The sequence below is a fragment of the Filifactor sp. genome, assembly GCF_057248345.1.
Genome location: NZ_DBHIIC010000030.1, coordinates 1 through 16,429 on the forward strand (window position 1 = coordinate 1; position 16,429 = coordinate 16,429).

Here is a 16,429-nt window from a genome sequence, read left to right on the forward strand (position 1 = left end):
AGCAGAGGACTGAAAATCCTCGTGTCGGTGGTTCGATTCCGCCTCTGGGCACCATTTCAAAATTAAGTGGCGGCATAGCTTAGTTGGTTAGAGCGTTCGGTTCATACCCGAAAGGTCATAAGTTCGAATCTTATTGCCGCTACCACTATTTTGAGGGCCTTTAGCTCAGTTGGTTAGAGCGCCCGGCTCATAACCGGTAGGTCCGGGGTTCGAGTCCCTGAAGGCCCACCATCCTTAAAATAGGAAGCTGAAGGAAAATTTAATAATATGGTGGGTATAGCTCAGTTGGTTAGAGCGCTAGATTGTGGCTCTAGAGGTCGTGGGTTCGATTCCCACTATTCACCCCATATTTCGGCGACATAGCCAAGTGGTAAGGCAGAGGACTGCAACTCCTTTATCATCGGTTCAAATCCGGTTGTCGCCTCCAGTTAAAGCTCTAGTGATTTGATGAATCATTGGAGTTTTTTGTTTTATATACATATTGATTTTTTTAATAGGTATTATTATAATGGTAGAGGAAAAACAGTAGTTTATTTTTTATTTTGCATCCATAGCTCAGAGGATAGAGCTGCAGTTTCCTAAACTGTGAGTCGGAGGTTCGAATCCTCTTGGATGCGCCAATTTTAAACGATAAGATAAATGTGTTAATTGGATTACATTTGTCTTATCGTTTTTATGTGATTTTTTTATCTTATAATATTTTAATTGTTATATGTTGATTTAATAAAATTAAATGGTATGTTATTTAAAGTAATACTATTTCAATAGTCTTATTGTGTAAATTTCATATAGAGATATTATGAATTAAGTTAGTATAATTAGGTTGTTTTAGAGCTAGTTTTAATGTTTAATCAATTCAAAGTATGGATTAATTTTGTTTATCAAGTTATTATTACAAAATTTTCGGATACAGTTGAGGTAGGTTTTATTTATATTAAAGAGTTGTTACTAAAAGAATGGTTTTGCTCCTTTTTTTGTACTAAAAGTTATATAAAAATAATCTAAAATAGGGTATAATAAAGAAATATCTGACCACATATTTTATGATAAGGATTTATTTAGGAGGGATTTATTGGTGTCAGAGAAAAATAATAAAGGTATTCATATGAATATTTCTTATATGATGAAGTTATTCATGGTTGGGACATTGTTAATGCTGATCTCTTATTTGTTTGTAGGTTTCCATATTGTTATTTTGTTATTGCCTGCAGTTGTTTTACTTGCTACTGTTTCTATAGGAGTTGTATATGGGGTGCTTTTCGTAGCATTATTGATCGGATTTTCGCTTTTGTTGCAGCCCGTGGTTATTTATCAAGTTGTCGCATTGTTTTCGATTATGGGGCTGTTATTAGGAGAAGGAATAAGAAAAGGTTGGTCATCAGATAAAGCTATTTTTGCAACTACTTTTTTTGCAGTGATGGTTGTAGCAGTTTTTAGCTTCACTTATTTTCGTCTTACAGGACTTAGATTGACTGACGGTTTGGTTTTGGAATATAAAAAAATGTTTGAAACAAACCCGGAATTATTATCTCAAATTCGTGAATCTTTTAATGTATCAGATGAAATGATCATTTCCGAATTGTTACTAAAAATGAGATTGTTTTTACCGATAGCAACTTTTATGGGTATTTTGTTCACATCATCCGTAAATTATTTTGTAGGGTCATTCTTTTTGAATCGGAGTATAAAATCCAAAAAATATCCTGTTTTTATGGAATTCTGTTTACCCGGACATCCGAATTTTGGAATAGGCCTAATATTTTTGACAGGATATATTTTTGGAAAATTACAAATTGCGTATTCTTATAATATATCCGTTACCATGATGTATCTTGCTTTCATTTTGTTGTATTTACAAGGAACTGCAAGTGTCTTGTACTGGTGTAGAAAAAAATTCAATGTTATTTTTGGGAATGTGATGTGGATATTATCTTGTATCTTTGCACCATGGGTTGTTATATTTATTGGTTTTTTTGATACCATGTTTCGTCTAAGAAAACCGGATACAGGAGGGATAAGATGAAAATTGAATGGAAGATTTATAGGGTTTATCTAATATCAATGGTTTTTTTTGCGGTTATGTTTCTACAATACAACTACTATATATCGATATTAGCAGTATTTTTTATTATTGTCCTCTATTTTTGGAATAAAAAAGAGTTGCAGAAACAAAATTTAGAATGGACACAATATATTGAAACATTATCTTTGAATATGGATTATAGCACAAAGCAAGCTATTACGAATTTACCGATTCCACTATGTATGTGTAAGGTAGATGGAGTCATTACATGGTATAATAAGAAGTTTTCTGATATTGCAATGAAAAAGGGGCTTTTAGGTACAAATATCAGTAAAATTTTTGAACAAATTGATTTATCTGATGTAGCTCTTAATGGAGAAAGAGAGACTACTTTTTTAGAAGTAGATTCTCATAAATATAGAATTGTATATTACGTAGTGAAAACATCAAAAAAAGATAGTGGCATGGTAATGTTGTATTTTATTGATGAAACAAATTACGAACGGTTGGTAGAAGAGTACCAAAATACGAAAACAGGAATTATTTTAGTTCAGGTAGACAGTTTTGATGAAGTGCTTGATAATGTAGAAGACTCTAATAGACCGGTTTTGGAAGCAACTGTAGAGAAAAAACTTAAGGTGTGGGCTGAAAATTACGGTGCAACTATTGTAAAAATAAATAAAGATCATTACTTTGTATTAGTTGATGAACAGAATCTGCAGTCAATGGAAGATAATAAATTTTCTATTTTAGATGAAATTCGTTCGATTGATGTTGGAAATACTTTGCCGGTAACACTTTCTCTAGGTATTTCCGGTAGAGTGGATACCATTTCTCAAACACACGAGATTGCAAGCTCTGCTTTAGATATGGCATTGGGACGTGGAGGAGACCAGTGTGTTATCAAAAGAAATGGAAGATTCACATTCTATGGTGGAAAATCTAAGGCAATTGAAAAGAAGACAAGGGTAAAAGCAAGAATGGTTTCTTATGCTCTAAAAGACTTGATAGAAGCATCTGATCGTGTTCTAATTATGGGACATACGTACCCTGATTTAGATGCATTGGGGGCTGCTATTGGAACCTTTGGTATTTGTAGAATCCTTGGTAAGACTGCAAATATTGTCTTGGAACATTCAAATGCTTCGATTGATATTTTATATGATAAAATAAAACAGGATGACTTCATGGGAAATGTGTTTGTAAATCATGAAAGAGCGAAGAGAATTTGTCAAAATCATGATAGAGTCCTTGTTGTAATTGTAGACACAAACAAACCGATGTTGACAGAATATCCCGACTTGATTCATCTTTGTGATAGGGTGGTTTTAATCGATCACCATAGAAGAGGTGTAGAATTTATTGATGATGCAGTGCTAGTTTATCATGAAACGTATGCATCTTCCGCTTCAGAGATGGTTACAGAAGTGATTCAGTATATTGCAGACAAACCAAAACTACGCACATTAGAAGCAGAAGCTCTTTTGGCCGGTATTATGTTGGATACTAAGAACTTTTCTTTTAAGACAGGAGTCAGAACATTTGAAGCAGCAGCATTCTTGAGAAAATGTGGTGCTGATACTGTAGAAGTAAAATCTTTTTTTCAAGGAGATGTGGATAGTTATATGAGGATTGCAGAGATTGTCAAAAATGCAAAAATTATTGATGGCAGAATTGCAATTTCATATTGCGAAGAAAGATTATCGGATTCTAAATTGATTGCAGCTAAGGTAGCAGATGAATTGTTGAATATCAAAGGAGTAATTTCTTCATTTGTAATTACCAAAAACGAGTCGGATGTGATTCAAATTAGTGCTCGTTCACTTGGAAAGATGAATGTTCAAATTATTATGGAAAAACTTGGTGGTGGTGGACATATGGATACAGCAGCAACACAACTCCAAGATGTTACATTAGAAGAAGCAATGGATCGTTTAGAAGATAGTGTGATGGAATATTTGAATGAAGAGGAGAATGAGAAATGAAAGTTATATTGTTAAAAGACGTAAAGGGAACCGGAAAAGCAGGAGAATTGAAAGAAGTTAGTGACGGATACGCAAAAAACTTCCTGTTTAAGAAAAATTTAGCGATAGAAGGAACAAAAGGAAATGTAAATGATTTAAATCAAAAGAAAGCTGCAAAAGAACATGGCGATAAGGTTGCAGAAGCAGAAGCAAAAGAAATAAAAGATCAATTGAAACAGAAAGGGATTGTAATAAAAGCAAAAGCAGGGGAAGGAAAATTGTTTGGATCTATCACATCAAAAGATATTTCAGATCAAATGAAAAAAGAATTAAATATCGATGTGGATAAGAGAAAAATTCTTTTGAAAGAACCAATTAAAGAGCTGGGAACAACCATTGTAGAAATTAAATTACATTCTAGAGTAACAGCAGAATTAAACGTAACGATTGAAGCTTTAAATTAATGAGAAACGGATGCATTGCATCCGTTTACATAACTTTAGAAAGGAGGTTGTAATTAAATGGAAGGGAAAATGATACCATATTCCTTGCAGGCGGAACAATCAGTATTAGGCAGTATTTTGTTATCAAAAGACGCTATTGTGATGGTAACGGACATTATTACAGAGGAAGATTTTTACAAAGAGTTTCATCAAGAAATTTTCAAGGCAATGTTGCAGTTAAATAAAAAGGCTGAGCCGATTGATTTAATTACACTTCTAGATAAATTGGGAAAAGATGATTTATCTCCGGAACAAATCACATACATTACCGATTTAACTTCTGTACCGGATTTTACAGATAATATTATCAGTTATGCAAAAATTGTAAAAGAAAAATCTATGCTTAGATCTTTAATTCAAGCTTCTCAAAATATTATCGAAAAAAGTTACCGAGAAGAAATCGAAGTAATGGATATTTTAAACTATGCTGAGAAACAAGTCTTTGATGTTGCACAAGAACAAAATATTACAGGATTGATATCAATCGATAACATTATGTTGAGCAAATTTGATTCTTTGGAACGATTAGCGAAACATAAAGGAGATTTGACCGGAATTACTAGCGGATTTACTGATTTAGATCGAAAGACCAATGGATTTCAATCAACGGATTTAATTTTAATTGCTGCAAGACCTTCTATGGGTAAGACAGCATTTTCTCTGAATTTAGTAGCGAATGCTGCGATTAAGGGAAATGCCTCTGTAGCTGTATTTTCTTTGGAAATGAGTAACGAACAATTAGTGGATAGAATGATTGCAGCTAATGCTCAAGTCGAGTTATCCAGTATCCGAAATGGTGTACTGAAAGATAAAGAATGGGAAAAAGTGGCCAATGCGATGGGGTTATTATCATCTCAAAAAATTTATATTGATGATACTGCAGGATTGAATATGGTTCAGTTGCGTACAAAATGTAGAAGATTGAAGATGGAAAAGGGACTGGATATGATTGTGATAGACTATCTTCAATTGATGGAAGGAGATTCTAAGACAGAGAACCGACAACAAGAAATATCAAAGATTTCGCGTTCTCTTAAAATTATGGCAAAAGAGTTGGAATGTCCTGTGATTGCACTGTCACAGTTATCAAGAGCACCCGAACAAAGGTCGGATCATCGTCCTATGTTATCTGATTTGAGAGAGTCGGGAGCAATCGAACAAGATGCGGACATGGTTATGTTTTTGTATCGTGATGAAGTATATGACAAAGATACAATGGATAAGAATAAAGCAGAAATAATTATTGCAAAACATAGAAATGGAGAAATTGGAACTGTTGATTTGACATGGTTAGGACAGTTTCAGTTATTTCATAATGCACCTCGTCACGATATGAATTTATAATAGAAGAGGGATACTATGGTACTTTTTGGAAAAAATGTGAGGTTGTCTCCTATGCAATTAGAAGATGTAGAAAAAATGATATCGTGGGAGAAACATGAAAATATACTATTTGCTGATTATAATTTCCCACAGTGGTCTAAGAAAGAACAAGAACAATGGTTTTTGAGTAAGACAAGCGGTACGAAACAATGCTTTTCGATTTTTGACAGAGAAGGAGTTTTGATTGGATATATTTCACTTAGAAAGGTAAATCCACTGTTAAAAACAGGAGAAATAGGCATTTTACTTCGCCCTTTGGCAATTGGAAAAAATTATGGAAGGGATGCATTACGAACTTTTTTGAAATGGGCGACTAAGTCCGGAAATTTCCGAAAATTAAAACTGACAGTTGCCCGATATAATGATAGAGCAATTGCTTGCTATCAATCTGTAGGATTTGTATTAAAAAGGAAATTCTTCAGCTATTGTTACAATGATCAAATTGTTCCGTTTGAAATAGACGGATGGGAAAAAATTGCTCCTTACTTTAAATATAGTGGGAGTCATCTTTTTGTTCAATACTATGAAATGCAGATTCATAGAGATCAGATTCTGTATTGATCTTAACAAAGAGATATCATATGAAGTTTTATGTTAAAAATAGTGAAGTAAAGGAGTATTCGAGTATGGCAAATTTATCGTCATGGGCATTTATTATGGCGTTGTTTACATTATTATCAAAAGCGCTTGGATTCTTTCGAGAAGGGTTTATGGCTTGGAAGTTTGGAGCGAGCTCATTCACAGATGCATTCATTATTTCGTGGAATATTCCACTTGTTATTTTTGGAGGTGTCGCGACATCTATTTTGACTTGTTATGTTCCAATGTATAATCGAGTAAAACAACAGGGGAAAGAACAGGTAGATAGATTTAACAGTAATCTCATCAGTATTGTATTTTTGGTATCTGTATTGATTATTGTGGTTTTTACAGTATTTGATGAAAAAATTATCACTACTTTCTTTATTCGAAAAGAAAAAGTTGAAACAGTACAATATGCTTTGAAATTCACCAAAATTATGATTTGGTCCATGTTGTTTCTGGGGATATCCTTTATTTTGCAGGGATATGTTCAAGTGCATGAAAAATTTACTATTGTCGGTTTGATGGGAATTCCGCTCAATCTGTTTATTATCCTTGGTATTTTCTTAGCAACACAAGAACATTATTATTTTCTTTCATTGGGAGTCTTGATAGGATATGCATTCTATATTCCTTATTTTGGTATTCCGGCATATAAAAATGGATTTCGATACCATCCTATGTTGGACTTTCGGGATGAAAATGTACGAAAAATTTTACTATTGATTATTCCGGTGTTTTTAGGAAGAATGGTATTTGATATCAATTTAATGGTAGATAGATATCTTGGTTCCGGATTAGCTACTGGAACAGTTACTTGTTTAAACAATGCGTATAAAATAAATCTGTTAGTCAATAGTGTAATAGTAACATCTATCGGTACAACTATTTTTCCAAGATTGGCAAAACTCACCAAAGAAGGAGATTTAACGGCAGTAAAGAAAACTCTTCATACCAGTTTAGGCAGTATGTCCATTTTTTTGATTCCAATTGCATTAGCTATGGTAGTATTGGCAAATCCAATTGTATCAGTGGCATTCGGTAGAGGTGAATTTACCGCTGAGAAAGTTGTGATTACTGCTCAGGCGATGCAATTTTACTGTATCAGTATAATTTCTTTAGGTTGGAGACAAATTATAGAGAAAGTATTTTATGCGATGGAAGATACTAAAACTCCAATGATTAATTCCATCATTTCTATTGTAGTAAATATTGTTTTGAATCTTATTTTGATTCGTTTTATGCAACATAGAGGTCTGGCACTTGCAACAACAGTTTCTTCCGTTTTGACAGCAATGTTATTTTTTGTGAATCTACAGAAAAAAATTGGAAACTTTGGAGGAAGAAAGTTATTTGAGTCTTTCTGTAAAACAGGAATAGCTGCGTTTGTGATGGCATTTGTGATGAAATTGATGTTAATGTTCACAAGCTCAGTGATTCACTCTGTAGCAATCAACTTGATAGCTGCAAGTATTGTAGGAATGCTAGTGTATTACGTAATGTTACAAATGTTAAGAGTGCATGAATTGACCGTAGCAGTAGAAATGATTCAAAGAAGATTAAAAAAATAGAGTATAGACTATTTTTTATGTAAAATAAAAATTGACTATTTTGATAAGAAGTAGTACGGTATTAGTAAATTTGATGAAATTTTATTCAAAAATTGTAATTAGTTTTTATTATGATAGTAACGTACTTTGTTGTAAAGTAAAAAGAATATTTCGTAAAAAATGAATAACTGAACAAGTTTCAAACGTATGATAAAGTCAAGTTGTGTTCCAACCAATTTCTATTTGGAAATAAGGATAAACTCCGAAAATATCACAAATTATGGAAGGACGATAAGATTAAATATATTAGAGTAGTATGTTTGAAAGATGGGGGATGTACGGATGGTATTAATGGGTGCTACAGTAAATGCAATTGCTATTGTTTGTGGGACAATATTAGGTCTCATCCTTAAAAAAGGAATTCCTTCTAAAGTAAGTGATACCGCTATGCATGGTTTGGCATTGATTATCTTTTATTTGGGAATTACCGGTGCAATGAATGGGAAACATTTAATTGTTGAAATCATATCAATAGTTATTGGTGCAGTGATTGGAGAATGTCTTGATTTAGATCATCAGATGGTTCGATTAGGAAATTTTATGGAGAAGTTATTTCGTAGTAAAAAAGAAGATAGCTCCATTTCTAAGGCATTTGTTGTGTCAAGTTTGTTCTTTTGTGTAGGAGCAATGGGAATTGTCGGCGCTTTGCAAAGCGGTCTATCTATGAATCATCAAACACTTTATGCCAAAGCGTTGATTGATGGTATTGTAGCATTGATTATGACAACTACACTTGGATTTGGTGTAGCATTATCATCCGGTATGGTTTTTTTGTATGAGGGGATTATTTCGTTGATGGCACAAGGAATCTCACCATATTTAACAACAACAGTAGTTAATGAAATTAGTTGCATAGGAGCAATTATATTGCTTGGAGTATCATTTAATTTATTAAACCTTACTAAGATAAGAATTATGAATTTAGTGCCTGCGGTATTTGTTCCAATTGTTTTATTTTTGTTTATCCATTAGTAGAGATTACTAGTTCTGAAACAAAGAAGATAACATGAAAAGAGTTGATTGAATGAAAAAGGAGAGAAATCTATTGAATAAAAAAATAATACTTGGGATCATATCTATGTTGTTTTGTGCAATGATATTGTCAGGATGTGAACAAGAACAAACGAAAACTTTTACACAAACAAAAAATGGAATTACCTTAGAAATGGAATATACGTATAAAGGAGACACTGTTCTTCAACAAAAAGCAACAAACACTATGCCTTATGCTATTTTTCCGGTTGAAAACAAGGAAGATATTCATTTCTTGTTAGACAGATTGTCAGAACCGTATCAAGGGATAAATGGAGTGGAACAATCGATTGATTATCAAGAAAAACAAGCAGTGGAAACTGTAATAGTAGATTACAGAGAGTTGGATTTTGATGTTGCAAAAGGAGTTGACAGCATTTTTACGGATGGAGTAGATTCAGATAATAAAGTAAGCATGCAAGCTGTCGAAAAGTGGTTATTAGAAAAAGGCTTTGAAGAAATTAAGTAATAAAACAAATGAGAGAAAAAAGAAGTGTATTGGAAACAATATGTTCTTTTTGTATCAGAAGAAAACACCGGAATTTATAACATGAGATCTGAAAAATCAAGAGAGGTAAGGGTAAGATAGTAGATTGTGATAAAAAATATGACTTGATTACGATTAGTTCAAAGTGAAAAGATATCGTTACAGTCATTTAAATAGCTGAGTTTGTCAGTAAAAGCGAGCTGAACACAAGGACTGAAATTGTGATACAACGGAATAGGGATACCATGTTTGGGGGAGGATGCTATGAGAGAAAGACAAAATAAAACAAAAGAAATGTTGTACTTATGCATTGTGATTGCTCTTATTCCATATTCATTTATTGCTCTATATTGTGATGCAATGATGAAACATGTTTCAATGATAGGTTATGGATTTGCCATATTTTGTGGAACAGTACTATTAAAAGCAATCCATACGATAAAAGAAAGGTTTTTGGTGTTTTGTCTCAGTATATGCTCATTACTAGAGTCTTATTTTTTGACGAAGCATTTTTTAGGAGAAGAGTGGAATTATTACTTCAAGCCTTTTACTGCATCAGATATTGCATTAGGAATGATGATTTTGTTCCTGACAATTCAATTTATGATGTTGATTTCAAAAATTAAAAGAAAAAATTTATAATAAGAAACAGTAAAGAGTGAATCCGAATTCTCGGGATATTCGGTAAGAGAAAGATAGGACTGAAAATCTTAAGATTTGTCGTTTGCGGTGAAGTACAGATTGGATTAGAATTCAATAAAAAAGCATGGAGGATAACATTGCAGGAAAAAAAGATACAAACAATAAAGCAAACAACTGTTCCAAAGATAAATTATCAAATTGAATTGGACAAAATTATTCGAGAGATAGAACAAACAGAAAAAATTCCGACACTTCTGTTGCATAGCTGTTGCGGTCCTTGTAGCAGTTATGTGTTGGAATATCTTTCAAAGTATTTTGAGATTACAGTATTTTATTACAATCCGAATATTTATCCTTCTCAAGAGTACTGGTATCGAGTGGAAGAACAGAAAAAAATTATTGAGTTAACAGATGCAAAGAATCCGATTCGTATGATAGAAGGAAAATATGAGGTTGAGAAATTTTATAAAATGGCAGAGGGAATGGAACATCTTCCGGAAGGTGGAGAACGTTGTCATAAGTGTTATGAGATGAGGTTGAGTGAGGCGGCAAAACTTGCAAGCTCCAATCATTTTGATTATTTTACAACAACTTTGACCATCAGCCCACACAAAAATTCTCAAGTTTTGAATCGAATTGCACAAAAAGTAGGACAAGAATACGGAGTAACACCTCTTCCGTCAGATTTCAAAAAGAAGGGCGGATACAAAAGGTCATGTGAGATAACAGAGCGGTATGGAATGTATCGTCAAGATTATTGCGGTTGCGAATTTTCGATGGAACGATTAAAGAGAAAAGAATCTGAAGAAAGCAAAAAAACCGATGAATAAGGAAGTACCTTTGTTCATCGGTTTTTTAGAATATTTTCAGTGAGGTTATATTCAGTTTTAGGAAACTATCCATTCTTTTTTTGAAAAGTTGGAAGTTTATTTTTGAAAAGTCTTGAAATTATTTTTGAGCAGGATGGAAATTCCTACGAAATAGTGTAGCGAGGCAAGAATACGCAAATGAGTAAGCCACATCGGGTGGCTCAGGACATAAGCACTTCTTGGTCGAAACCATACCGTTGTCAAAAAAACACCAAGCCCAAACTGAATAAAAAAAATCATCAGTGAGAGCAACAGCTTTGTTTTTTGTTTCGTCATATTTTTGATAAACAAATCGGTAAGAACAAATAATGTGAATATCAAAAGGTACAACGATGTGACAATTACGACGGAGATGGTTTCATTTTGAATATATTTTGAGATAAAAAACCCGTATAACAATAAATTGAGACCGGCAAGAGAACCGAGTGTAAAAGGAGATATTCTTTTATTTGTCATTTCTATTCCTCCATTTTTATACTTAATAGATATATCATAAAAGCAATGGTACTATATATCATAATCATTTATAGTAAGAAAAAAATTGATATGAAAGGATATACGTCAACCATTTTGTACAATTAGACAAATAAGAAATGTTGGAATCACTTCTTAAAAGTTTCATTGGTTATTTTTTCCTGTTAGTAAAATGAGAAAGCAACAAGATGATAAAAGCAAGTATACTTAATACAACAAAAATAGAAAGCATGCCTTTGTACATAATGGATAATGAAATGAAAAAATTTTCAAGCATTAACGATTCCTCCTATAAATACATTCTAATCAGATTTAAGATAACGCCACCGGCAACAACAGAACCTATTTGACCTGCTACATTTGCACCGATTGCATGCATAAGCAAATGATTGGTCGGATCTTCCTGAAGGGCCATTTTCTGTACGACGCGCGCAGACGTTGGAAAAGCTGAGATACCTGCTGCACCAACCATGGGATTACATTTTTCTTTACAAAAGAGGTTTAATAATTTTGCAAGCATAATCCCACCGATGGTATCGAATATAAAGGCAAATAGACCAATTACCATAATCAATAGAGTGTCTAACGAAACAAAAGCTTCAGCTCTCATAGAAAAAGAAATGGTAATTCCAAGTAATAAGGTAATCAAATTTGCTAAAGATGTGCTTGCTGTTTCAGTCAATCCTTGTAATACTCCTGATTCTCGAATTAAATTTCCGAACATCAGAAAACCGACAAGTGAAACACTCATAGGAGCAACCATACCTGCTACAATTGTAACTACGATTGGAAATAAAATTTTCGTCTGTTTACTCACTTGTTTCGGATTGTATTTCATGGGTATACGGCGTTCTTTTTTTGTTGTAACAAGTTTGATGGCAAATGGTTGAACAATTGGAACAAGTGCCATATAAGAATAGGCAGCTACTGCAATTGCACCCACATATTTTGAATGAAGTATTTGGGAAACCAAAATGGAGGTTGGACCGTCGGCGGCACCGATGATACCGATAGAAGCAGCATCTTTCAAATCAAACCCCAAGAGTGTAGATAGAGATAATGCAAAAAAGATTCCGAATTGTGCCGCAGCTCCAAATAATAGCATTTTCGGGTTGGATAGAAGAGGACCAAAATCAATCATTGCTCCGATTCCGATAAATAAAAGCAAAGGTAATGCCTCTGAAGATTCAATTCCAATATGGAATAACCATTCTATAATTCCGGTGACTTGACCGATTCCGTTTATATTTTGATTGATTACTCCAGTAAACGGAAGATTTACCAAAATAGCACCAAATCCCATTGGAAGTAAAAGTGCCGGTTCGAAATCTTTTTTTATTGCAAGATAGATGAGCAAAAAACCGATTCCATACATTACGAGTTGTTGAGGAGTAATACTTAATATTCCTTGATATAAAAAATCCATAAAATAAAATTCCCTTCTCTTTCATTTAAAAATGTAATTTAATTAGAATTACTGTTGTTGTATTATAAAAATATACCCTTAATGATGGCATATACAATCACTGTTTGTCAATTATTCTGAATTGATTTGAAAAGAATATGATAGTGTTAGGTTATAATTACAATATACTATATGAGGTCTCAAATGATAAAAAGAAGATTGAGGTTTTAGATAAGGTGGGATATACTTTTAGTAACAGTGAGTGAGAAATAATTTTATGATAGATAACGGAGGATTTATGGGCAAAATTAAAAGAGTATATATTTGCAAAGAGTGTGGGAATCAAACGACATCTTGGTATGGAATCTGCCCCAATTGTAATTCTTATGCATCGTTGGAGGAAAAAGAAGTAAAGGCAAGTGAACTTAAGAAAAGCAAGAGAACAGCTAAAGATGCACCATCTTCTTTATCAATGCCATTATCTAAGGTGGAGTTTCAAGATGAAAGGAGATTTTCCACTACAATAGAAGAATTGGACAGAGTGTTAGGGGGAGGAATTGTAAAAGGCTCATTGGTTTTGGTTGGAGGAGAGCCGGGAATCGGTAAGTCAACATTGTTATTGCAGGTGGCACATCATATCAGTAGACAAAAGAAAGTATTGTATTTTTCAGGAGAGGAGTCTACACAACAAATCAAACTTCGTGCAGAGCGACTGTTTGAGGAAGACTGTGATATGTATTTATGTAACAGTAATGAATTGGAACAATTGGAATCAGAGATAGAATCCTATCATCCTGACTTTGTTATTGTAGATTCTATTCAAACTATTTTCTCCAGTGAGATAGATTCTATTCAAGGTTCTGTTTCCCAAGTAAAAGAAGTAACGGCACGTTTGATGGAACTTGCAAAGAAAAGACAGATTAGTATCTTTTTAGTAGGTCATGTTACGAAAGAGGGCTATATTGCAGGACCAAAAGTATTAGAGCATTTGGTGGATACAGTTATTTATTTCGAGGGAGAACGGTACCATTCTTACCGTATGATTCGTGCAGTCAAAAATCGTTTCGGCTCGACCAATGAACTTGGGATGTTTGAAATGACAAACAAAGGATTGGTACAGATATTAAATCCGTCTGCAATGTTATTGAGCGAAAAACCACAGGGAGAATCAGGTTCTGTGATTGTAGCAACAATGGAGGGAAGCAGACCGATTTTGGTGGAAGTACAAGCGTTAGTATCAGTAAGCAACTTCTCCGTTCCAAGAAGAACAGCAACAGGAGTTGATTTTAACAGAGTGAATATGTTGTTAGCTGTTCTTGAGAAAAAAGTTGGGTTAAAACTTCAGAATCAAGATGTATATATCAATCTGACCGGAGGATTTCAAAATAATGAACCATCTATTGATTTGGGAATTGTTTTGGCAGTGGCATCTTCTTATAAAGGCACCCCGATGGGAGAAGATACCGTTGTGTTTGGAGAAGTAGGATTGACTGGAGAAATCAGAAGTGTTCAAAATGCTGCTAAGCGGGTTACTGAGGCGAAGAAACTGGGATTTCGTAAAGTAATTCTTCCAAAAAATAATTTGAAGGAATGTATGACTGATGGAATTGAGTTAGTTGGAATCAGACATGTTTTTGAACTGTTTCGAAAAACGAAATAAATACGATTTAGACTTTGTAAAAAAATTAGGAATATAGTGTGAATAGAGTATATTACATATTTTTTTCAAAACAAAGTGAAATCAAATAGAAAGCAATGAATATTATTGTAAATTTAGAAAACTTTTACTATAATAATGAGTAGATATATTTATTCCTATAAATATATGAGAATGAATAAATGAACTTACGGGAGGAGACAGTTATGAAAAAAAGAATGGCATTTTTTTTGGCGGGATGTATGGCATTAGCGACTATGGTTGGCTGTACACCGGCACATAAGTCCTATATGGAAGAAACAAAGAAAGTTTCAAATTGGGAATCAGTTGAAACTACAGGTAAGTTAAGTTTGGATATTACAGTTCCTGGTATAATTTCAGAAGAAGGAGAGGCTATTGCACCTACACAAGAAAAGACACATATCGATTTTGACATAAAAGGATATAATTTGAATGAAAAAGGCAAGAAACAAAAAGGTTATGTTCTTTTGAGCGGAAAAGATGATAAAGGTAAATTCCAATTGAAAGACGTAAAAATCTTTGTAGATGGAACTGATGTATATATCAGCAAAAATTATATGGAAGATATTATGAAATATTCTAGAAATGGTGAACTTCCAAAACGAGTAACTGATTTAAAACAACAATATATTCTTATTTCTAATGATTTGGATAGTGTGTTCAAAAATGTTACGATAGGTCCTGACACGTCAGGTATTATGGAAGCTTATATGGATACAATGATGAATTCTGAAAAGCGCGACAAGCTGTTTACTAAAATAGGAAAAGTGTTTGATTTGGTAGATTTTAATCTTCCTATGAAAAAAGAAGGACAATCAACCTATACAATGAAATTAAACTCTGATGAACTTATTGAGATAACAGCAAATTCTCTTGATAAAGCTGTGATGAACTTAGAAAAGATTATAAAAATTATGGATTTGAAAGATTTGTCTCTTGAAAAAGATGAAATAGCTGAATTTCAAAATGCGTATGTAAATGATGGCGTCAAAGATGAGATTATGGCAATTGTTCCTAAAGCAAAAACATTATTAAAAGGAAGTTATTTGAATACAAAAGAAACATTTGAAGAAGATCATTACAAAAGTGAAATGGAACTTAACATTTTTGTGAATGATCCGTCAAACTTCAAAATGAATACAAAAATAAATACGGAATCTAAAAAAGCTGAAAAAAGAGAAGTGAAGGTACCAACAAGAGCAGAATCAATTTCCTTAGAAGATTATATGGAATTATATTTGCCTCCTGTGAAAGATACGATTGAATTAAATACGAAAACAAATGTATTGAGAAGTGAAAAGACCGGAACACAAGTGAAATTGAAAACAATCAAAAATGGTGAAGGAGAAGTCATGTATGAATTTGCTCCAATTATGAGAAGTTTTGGAGTACAGTATGGATACGATCAAAAAGTACACCAAGTATATTATGTTGACAATGGTGTGAAGGAGTATGTTGAAGACATCATAGAAAAAAACGGTATTTCTTATATTTCAACCGGAAGCATAGACTATCGTTGGGTAAGTGACATGATCTCAGAGGATGATGGAGTCATATACCGCTACGTGATAAGAGAAGCAGAATAAGGACAAAATAAATTGAAATCAAAAAACTATCTGATTTAATCAGATAGTTTTTTTCAGGAGATAATATTGAGGAATTTTGAAGTAGGCGTGAAATACAGATAGATGGTATCAGATGGTAAGAGTATGATTTGTATAAATTGGTTAATTGTAAAATGAAAATGAACTAAAAAAATTCCATAGAAAATCACATT

General features: G+C 33.1%; 14 protein-coding genes and 5 tRNA genes. 17 read left to right on the top strand and 2 right to left on the bottom strand.

The annotated features are described in order from the left end of the window. Window positions 1–68: 68 nt before the first annotated feature. From ACO5GE_RS05890 to ACO5GE_RS05960, 15 genes are all read left to right on the top strand, one after another. A tRNA-Met gene (locus tag ACO5GE_RS05890) sits at window positions 69–145 on the top strand. Window positions 146–154: 9 nt separating this feature from the next. Beyond that, window positions 155–231, top strand: a tRNA-Ile gene (locus ACO5GE_RS05895). Window positions 232–270: 39 nt separating this feature from the next. Further along, window positions 271–347: transfer RNA gene (locus ACO5GE_RS05900), tRNA-His, on the top strand. A gap of 6 nt (window positions 348–353) precedes the next feature. Beyond that, window positions 354–427: transfer RNA gene (locus tag ACO5GE_RS05905), tRNA-Cys, on the top strand. Window positions 428–544: 117 nt separating this feature from the next. Beyond that, window positions 545–620: transfer RNA gene (locus tag ACO5GE_RS05910), tRNA-Arg, on the top strand. A 455-nt stretch (window positions 621–1,075) separates the two neighbouring features. Next, the gene (locus ACO5GE_RS05915) at window positions 1,076–2,023 is read left to right on the top strand and encodes a DUF2232 domain-containing protein (protein ID WP_484829998.1); all 948 of its coding nucleotides are present in this window, start codon (window positions 1,076–1,078) and stop codon (window positions 2,021–2,023) included. Beyond that, the gene (locus tag ACO5GE_RS05920) at window positions 2,020–4,008 is read left to right on the top strand and encodes a DHH family phosphoesterase (protein WP_484829999.1); all 1,989 of its coding nucleotides are present in this window, start codon (window positions 2,020–2,022) and stop codon (window positions 4,006–4,008) included. The genes ACO5GE_RS05915 and ACO5GE_RS05920 overlap by 4 nt, the downstream gene beginning before the upstream one ends. Continuing rightward, window positions 4,005–4,451, top strand: coding sequence for a 50S ribosomal protein L9 (rplI, locus tag ACO5GE_RS05925; RefSeq protein WP_484830000.1), 447 nt, complete (start codon window positions 4,005–4,007; stop codon window positions 4,449–4,451). Before ACO5GE_RS05920 ends, rplI begins: the two co-directional genes overlap by 4 nt. Window positions 4,452–4,508: 57 nt before the next feature. Then, window positions 4,509–5,834: a replicative DNA helicase gene (gene dnaB, locus ACO5GE_RS05930; RefSeq protein ID WP_484830001.1), complete on the top strand. Its 1,326-nt coding sequence runs from the start codon at window positions 4,509–4,511 to the stop codon at window positions 5,832–5,834. Between the two features lie 15 nt (window positions 5,835–5,849). Continuing rightward, window positions 5,850–6,434, top strand: coding sequence for a GNAT family N-acetyltransferase (locus ACO5GE_RS05935; protein WP_484830002.1), 585 nt, complete (start codon window positions 5,850–5,852; stop codon window positions 6,432–6,434). 65 nt (window positions 6,435–6,499) lie between these two features. Continuing rightward, a complete protein-coding gene (gene murJ, locus ACO5GE_RS05940; protein ID WP_484830003.1) occupies window positions 6,500–8,026 on the top strand; it encodes a murein biosynthesis integral membrane protein MurJ in 1,527 nt (508 codons plus the stop codon). A gap of 321 nt (window positions 8,027–8,347) precedes the next feature. Then, the gene (locus tag ACO5GE_RS05945; protein ID WP_484830004.1) at window positions 8,348–9,037 is read left to right on the top strand and encodes a DUF554 domain-containing protein; all 690 of its coding nucleotides are present in this window, start codon (window positions 8,348–8,350) and stop codon (window positions 9,035–9,037) included. 73 nt (window positions 9,038–9,110) lie between these two features. Next, window positions 9,111–9,566, top strand: a complete 456-nt coding sequence (locus ACO5GE_RS05950) for a YehR family lipoprotein (protein ID WP_484830005.1) — start codon at window positions 9,111–9,113, stop codon at window positions 9,564–9,566. 282 nt (window positions 9,567–9,848) lie between these two features. Further along, window positions 9,849–10,226 (top strand): hypothetical protein, encoded by a 378-nt coding sequence (locus ACO5GE_RS05955; protein WP_484830006.1) that lies wholly within the window; start codon window positions 9,849–9,851, stop codon window positions 10,224–10,226. Between the two features lie 137 nt (window positions 10,227–10,363). Further along, window positions 10,364–11,056, top strand: a complete 693-nt coding sequence (locus ACO5GE_RS05960) for an epoxyqueuosine reductase QueH (protein ID WP_484830007.1) — start codon at window positions 10,364–10,366, stop codon at window positions 11,054–11,056. A gap of 96 nt (window positions 11,057–11,152) precedes the next feature. On the opposite strand, the gene ACO5GE_RS05965 is transcribed toward ACO5GE_RS05960, so the two are convergent. Together ACO5GE_RS05965 and ACO5GE_RS05970 are read right to left on the bottom strand one after the other, a co-directional pair. After that, window positions 11,153–11,551, bottom strand: a complete 399-nt coding sequence (locus tag ACO5GE_RS05965; protein WP_484830008.1) for a hypothetical protein — start codon at window positions 11,549–11,551, stop codon at window positions 11,153–11,155. 307 nt (window positions 11,552–11,858) lie between these two features. Beyond that, window positions 11,859–12,995, bottom strand: coding sequence for a sodium ion-translocating decarboxylase subunit beta (locus tag ACO5GE_RS05970; protein WP_484830009.1), 1,137 nt, complete (start codon window positions 12,993–12,995; stop codon window positions 11,859–11,861). 277 nt (window positions 12,996–13,272) lie between these two features. Between ACO5GE_RS05970 and radA the strand changes: the two genes are divergently transcribed. Together radA and ACO5GE_RS05980 are read left to right on the top strand one after the other, a co-directional pair. After that, window positions 13,273–14,634 (top strand): DNA repair protein RadA, encoded by a 1,362-nt coding sequence (radA, locus tag ACO5GE_RS05975; RefSeq protein ID WP_484830010.1) that lies wholly within the window; start codon window positions 13,273–13,275, stop codon window positions 14,632–14,634. Window positions 14,635–14,837: 203 nt separating this feature from the next. Continuing rightward, a complete protein-coding gene (locus ACO5GE_RS05980) occupies window positions 14,838–16,238 on the top strand; it encodes a hypothetical protein (protein WP_484830011.1) in 1,401 nt (466 codons plus the stop codon). Window positions 16,239–16,429: the final 191 nt, after the last annotated feature.